At 60.0% G+C, this 4,075-nt stretch carries 9 protein-coding genes; 3 read left to right on the top strand and 6 right to left on the bottom strand.

What is annotated here, in order from left to right; genetic code table 11:
- On the top strand, positions 1-209 hold a 209-nt coding region (locus EJO66_RS32880; RefSeq protein ID WP_206168917.1), incomplete at its 5' end, for a hypothetical protein.
- Between the two features lie 113 nt (positions 210-322).
- On the opposite strand, the gene EJO66_RS33435 is transcribed toward EJO66_RS32880, so the two are convergent.
- Both EJO66_RS33435 and EJO66_RS32175 read right to left on the bottom strand, forming a co-directional pair.
- Complete coding sequence (locus tag EJO66_RS33435; protein ID WP_420856713.1) at positions 323-499, bottom strand: antitoxin VbhA family protein; 177 nt, start codon at positions 497-499, stop codon at positions 323-325.
- 26 nt (positions 500-525) lie between these two features.
- The gene (locus tag EJO66_RS32175; protein WP_125967248.1) at positions 526-717 is read right to left on the bottom strand and encodes a hypothetical protein; all 192 of its coding nucleotides are present in this window, start codon (positions 715-717) and stop codon (positions 526-528) included.
- Here EJO66_RS32175 and EJO66_RS33180 point away from each other — a divergent pair.
- Entirely contained in the window at positions 716-952 is a 237-nt protein-coding gene (locus EJO66_RS33180; protein ID WP_240648949.1) for a hypothetical protein, read from the top strand. The two genes, EJO66_RS32175 and EJO66_RS33180, sit on opposite strands and share 2 nt — an antisense overlap.
- A gap of 8 nt (positions 953-960) precedes the next feature.
- Positions 961-1,683 carry a hypothetical protein gene (locus tag EJO66_RS32165; protein WP_125967247.1) on the top strand — a complete coding sequence of 241 codons (723 nt, stop codon included), beginning with the start codon at positions 961-963 and terminating at the stop codon, positions 1,681-1,683.
- A gap of 42 nt (positions 1,684-1,725) precedes the next feature.
- Here the strand turns inward: EJO66_RS32165 and EJO66_RS32160 are convergent, their stop codons facing one another.
- The 4 genes from EJO66_RS32160 to EJO66_RS32145 all read right to left on the bottom strand — a co-directional run bounded on the left by EJO66_RS32160 (position 1,726) and on the right by EJO66_RS32145 (position 3,929).
- Complete coding sequence (locus tag EJO66_RS32160; RefSeq protein ID WP_125967246.1) at positions 1,726-1,932, bottom strand: hypothetical protein; 207 nt, start codon at positions 1,930-1,932, stop codon at positions 1,726-1,728.
- 293 nt (positions 1,933-2,225) lie between these two features.
- Positions 2,226-2,783: a hypothetical protein gene (locus tag EJO66_RS32155; protein WP_125967245.1), complete on the bottom strand. Its 558-nt coding sequence runs from the start codon at positions 2,781-2,783 to the stop codon at positions 2,226-2,228.
- 15 nt (positions 2,784-2,798) lie between these two features.
- The gene (locus EJO66_RS32150; protein WP_125967244.1) at positions 2,799-3,170 is read right to left on the bottom strand and encodes a hypothetical protein; all 372 of its coding nucleotides are present in this window, start codon (positions 3,168-3,170) and stop codon (positions 2,799-2,801) included.
- A 375-nt stretch (positions 3,171-3,545) separates the two neighbouring features.
- Positions 3,546-3,929 (bottom strand): hypothetical protein, encoded by a 384-nt coding sequence (locus EJO66_RS32145; RefSeq protein WP_206168916.1) that lies wholly within the window; start codon positions 3,927-3,929, stop codon positions 3,546-3,548.
- Positions 3,930-4,075: the final 146 nt, after the last annotated feature.

The raw sequence follows: 4,075 nt of genomic DNA, 5'->3' as shown, positions 1-4,075 counted from the left end.
CGGCAATCAACAGGCGGGTTCAAAGCACGCTTGAAATTCTGTTTCGATATTTCATCCAAGTGGCTGTATCGGCCGACGGCGAGCCAGGGTGGACCTTGAAGCGTCAAATTGGATTCAGCCGCTACAAATTCCATGTCCTTTCGCAGCAGGCCCAACTTGAGCCGAGCTCGCCGACCTTTGCAAGACAGTCGCACCCGCTTGGTAGGTGAGGTCACGCCGGGATAAGGCCAGTATTAGCTCATAAGCGTCAAAGACATTAAAGACACCTGGCTTATGCGCGCCGTGTTCGTCCACGCGGAATCGGCCCCCTGCTGCGCGATCTCTATCTCTTGGAAAACGCGGGCCGCTCTGATCCATTGCGACTGCGAGTTCTTCCCGCGCTAGCGCGAATCGCCTGGTCATACGTCATCGTGCCTTCAACCACCGCCGCGACGTCCGCCAGAAATCGCGGCTTGGGTTCGTGGCCAGCAATCCGCGTGTTTGCGAGCGCCTGGGCCATGGCATCGCGGCGCTCTTCCTTTGTGGTCATGGCAACACCTCAACCCCAACAGGATGCCAAGCCATCACCTCTCCACCGTGCAGCTTTGGATCGAACCGTTCAAGCAGTTTCTCCAGCACGTGCCCATCGATTCGTGATCGGGTCGAAACGCCGCGAACTTGCGGCCGCGAAGCGGGGTGCGGGACCTTCTGTTGACTTGCCTTCTTGGTCATGCCCATGATTTTCCTCCTGAAACGCTCCGCGACACCGAACAACCGGCTGCGTCAACGCTGGATCGGCGGTGATGAGGTCGGGAGCGAAATGCCGTGGTCCAGAACGCCACTGCTTCAAGGGCTTCGCATGGAAAGCCTTGCCATCGACTACACCGTGGGCGGAGGTGCCAGCCGGGCCGAGCGCCAGGAGCTGATCATCTACAGTTGGGATCGTGAGGCCGAGCCAGCAGGCCTCTTTTAAGGAGCGCCATGGCGAAGTTTCCCGACGATCTGTACTTCACCGGTGCCAGCGAACCTGCTGGGGTCTTGTTCTGGGGGAAATCGGCCGAGCAAACCGAGAAGGATCTGGCTGCGGGTATCGCAAGGCTCGGCGGATTTCGGGCGCCGAACTATGGCCAGGCCTACCTGCTCGCGGCCAATACCCTGTTGACCGCCGCTCGGGAGAAGAAGACGTTGGACCACCACGGTCTGCCGATCTTTTTTCTCCAGCGTCACTCGGCCGAACTGCTAATCAAGGCCCCGCTGCAACTCGGGATCGACGTTCAGAAGTACCGGGAGAAGCTCGGCCGCCCGCGCTCCCGCTTCCCCAGCAAGAATCAAGCGTATCGAGCTGAAAATTGGCACGGCCTTCGAGAGTTGCTTGTCGATCTGGAGGAGATGGCCAAGGCCTTGCAGGTCGGCATCGTTCCTGACGCTGTCCGCTCGGTGGTGGCGGAGATCCTTGCGGTGGAGATGAAGCACACATGGTCGAGGTACTCCTACGACTGGTACACCTCGGATGGCGGCGGTGACAAAGCCCTCCAGGTGCACATGAAGGATGAAGTCGTCATCCCTCTGGCCAAGATCCAGAACCTGCTTCAAGCTGCAAACGACGCCCTGGGCACCATCTGGCCGTTTCATGGTGGGCTGATCATGGGGGCACTGGGCGGACTCTATGAGGGCTTGCTGCGTGAGGCGCGCGAGATCGACTAGCGGCCGGGCCGCCAGGACTCCTTTGAGCCGCGCCACTTGCCACTAGAAGACCTGGGGAAGACCGGACTCGGGGTCCCAGTTCGCCGGCATAGGGTGGCGCGCCAGCACCTCCTCCAACGTCCATTGACCCGACGGCTGATGGCTGACGGTCCCCATCGCGCCAGCGATTTCGATGACGACCGGCGGATACTTCTGTTCGCGTACCAATTCGGCCCACAGGCGCTCGGCCGGGGATAGAGAAGAGTTCATGGTTTTTTGCTCCTTGATGAATGGAGCGGGAATTCTGTAGGGCGCCACGCGCCAGCCCAAGGCCACTTTTCCCAATCGCACGCGACCCTCGCCGACATGCCCGACGCCGTTGGCGCGGGCTCACCGCTCGGCGGACGCCCGTCTTTCCTCCATGACAATTCCTCTACAGCGGGCGCAACCGGATCAGGGCAGACTTATCGCGGCGCGCTTCAGCCGAGCATGGAGTGTGCGATCTACTCTTGCCCATCTAGAAGTGTGCCGGTGGCTGCACGTTCAGGCCTTCGTTTCGCCGGCTAGAGAGCAACGTTCGGCACGGAAATTTCGCCTGAGCGAATTTCACCAATCATTTTGAGGAAATTTTCCTTCTTCTCAGCGTCTGGCGTAATACCGTTGGTAGCGAACTTTTTGACAATCTGGCCAAGATCGCTTTCCTCAACAACGAGCTCGGGGTACCGGACTGCAAACCACATGAGAAAGACGATCGTCTCGGGTGCGAAGCGCTGCTTGAGCGAGCTATACATTCCGACGGCGTCGATGAGGCTGAAGTCGTTGGTACTGGGCCGAAATTCGAGTATTCCATTCGGGTCCTTGTCCGCGTGTTTGAAGAAATTGCGCGCCTTAAAGATGGCCGCCAGCCAATCCCTTTTTTTCTCCGGAAGAATCAGTTCGTAGTCGCGCACCAAGCTGACGACACCGAGATCCTTTCCAACGTCGTGCAAGACCTGCCCAGCCGACTCGGCAAGGGTATGGATCGAGACAGGATCCTCCTCTGCAAAAAAGAGTCGGATCGCGAGCAGGAGTTGCCTTTCAGCAGCGTCGAACTTGGAAAGTGAGAGCGTTGATTCGGTCATGGCCGGGTGAGGTTGTCAGGACTGGTCCCAGGCATCGATCGTCAATAGTTGATCGGGAGGACAGCTGGCGATCTTCTCTGCGTGAAAAATCAAATTGCCCTTCCAATTCGGGGGCATCACATAGTCATCGCCAATGATGGCAAGACCGCTGTGCGCAGGCGGTCCGTCGGCAAGCAGCGGCAGCACATCGCGGGCATTGGCGGTGTAGCGGTTCGGGTAGCCGCTGAAGGAGAGTTGGGTCGCCGTCCCCGCCTTTACGAGTTGACGCAGCCATTCGATGCCCCCGGGTCCGACCTCCCAGTTCGCGAGAACGGCAGCCCTGCGGTCCACCGCCTGGTCGCGCTCCTCGGGTGTCTGCGCTGCGACAACTATCCACCAGCCGATCATCGTGTGCTCCTTCGTTGCTGGCCGATCCCATGCACCATGAGCCTGAGTGCCAGCTCAATTTGTCGGATGGCGTTCTGTACCGGATGATCGCAGCATCGCACTTCATCTTCAGGAGAAATTCTCTTCACCATTCAAAAACCCTTGCCACCGCCCGCTGGGTACGCCAGTTGGCTCGACTACGCAGTTGAAGCATTCAGCACCCGGCAGGCTTGGCTCGAAAGCCTCTGGGAAACTTGGGTCGACGACACAGCCGTCGAACTGGACCGGGAAGAAATTCGCGAGTCTGCGCGCCTGGAACTACGCGCCCTGCGCAAGGCGGCCGCAGCGGCCGACCCATAAGTTCGGACGCATGCCGCGCACACCGCATTCGCCAAGCTACCGAGTCTTTCGCGCACCGACCTTGACGGTCTTTGATGCTGGCCCTTCTTGCGGCGGCACCGGCTCCGGCGGCGAGAGCCGCTCCAGCAGGGCACGCAACGTCTGCGCTTCGGCTTTGAACTGTGTCGCTTCTTGCTGGGCCACCGCGAGTCGTTCTCTCGTCGCCTGAAGATCAGCAACGAGGCTGAGATTGCTGGCCGTTAGTTCTCGTTGCGAATCTTCGGCCGTATCGGCCTTGACCTGCAAGCGCGTGACGGCGTCGGCCTGAGCCAGCATGCTCTCGCGATGGCGGCTTTCGGTGTGCGCCAATTGGCTACGCAGCGCCTCAAGCTGCTTGTCGGCATTGATCCGGGCCTGGCGCTCCTGGTCGATGTCCAGCAATGCGCGCCGCTCGGCGGCATCCGAACGGCCGTTTGCGACGTCTACCGCTCAGATTCGCGCGCTCTTCTCGCTCCCAAACAAGCGCGAGCTCATCCGTTTTATCCTGACGAACGACGTTATTCCGAAGGAGTTGGCGGCGGGCCTAC

Origin of the sequence: Variovorax beijingensis (assembly GCF_003951285.1) — a bacterium.
Lineage (GTDB): Bacteria > Pseudomonadota > Gammaproteobacteria > Burkholderiales > Burkholderiaceae_C > Variovorax > Variovorax beijingensis.
The sequence above is the reverse complement of the archived record's forward strand: the minus strand, read 5'-3'. Positions and strand labels throughout refer to the sequence as shown.

What these genes read in the sequence shown, in the direction of transcription:
- EJO66_RS33435 (WP_420856713.1), bottom strand. Translation starts at nt 499, where the DNA reads ATGGCCCAGGCGCTCGCAAACACGCGGATTGCTGGCCACGAACCCAAG.
- EJO66_RS33180 (WP_240648949.1), top strand. Translation starts at nt 716, where the DNA reads ATGATTTTCCTCCTGAAACGCTCCGCGACACCGAACAACCGGCTGCGT.
- EJO66_RS32175 (WP_125967248.1), bottom strand. Translation starts at nt 717, where the DNA reads ATGGGCATGACCAAGAAGGCAAGTCAACAGAAGGTCCCGCACCCCGCT.
- EJO66_RS32165 (WP_125967247.1), top strand. Translation starts at nt 961, where the DNA reads ATGGCGAAGTTTCCCGACGATCTGTACTTCACCGGTGCCAGCGAACCT.
- EJO66_RS32160 (WP_125967246.1), bottom strand. Translation starts at nt 1,932, where the DNA reads ATGAACTCTTCTCTATCCCCGGCCGAGCGCCTGTGGGCCGAATTGGTA.
- EJO66_RS32155 (WP_125967245.1), bottom strand. Translation starts at nt 2,783, where the DNA reads ATGACCGAATCAACGCTCTCACTTTCCAAGTTCGACGCTGCTGAAAGG.
- EJO66_RS32150 (WP_125967244.1), bottom strand. Translation starts at nt 3,170, where the DNA reads ATGATCGGCTGGTGGATAGTTGTCGCAGCGCAGACACCCGAGGAGCGC.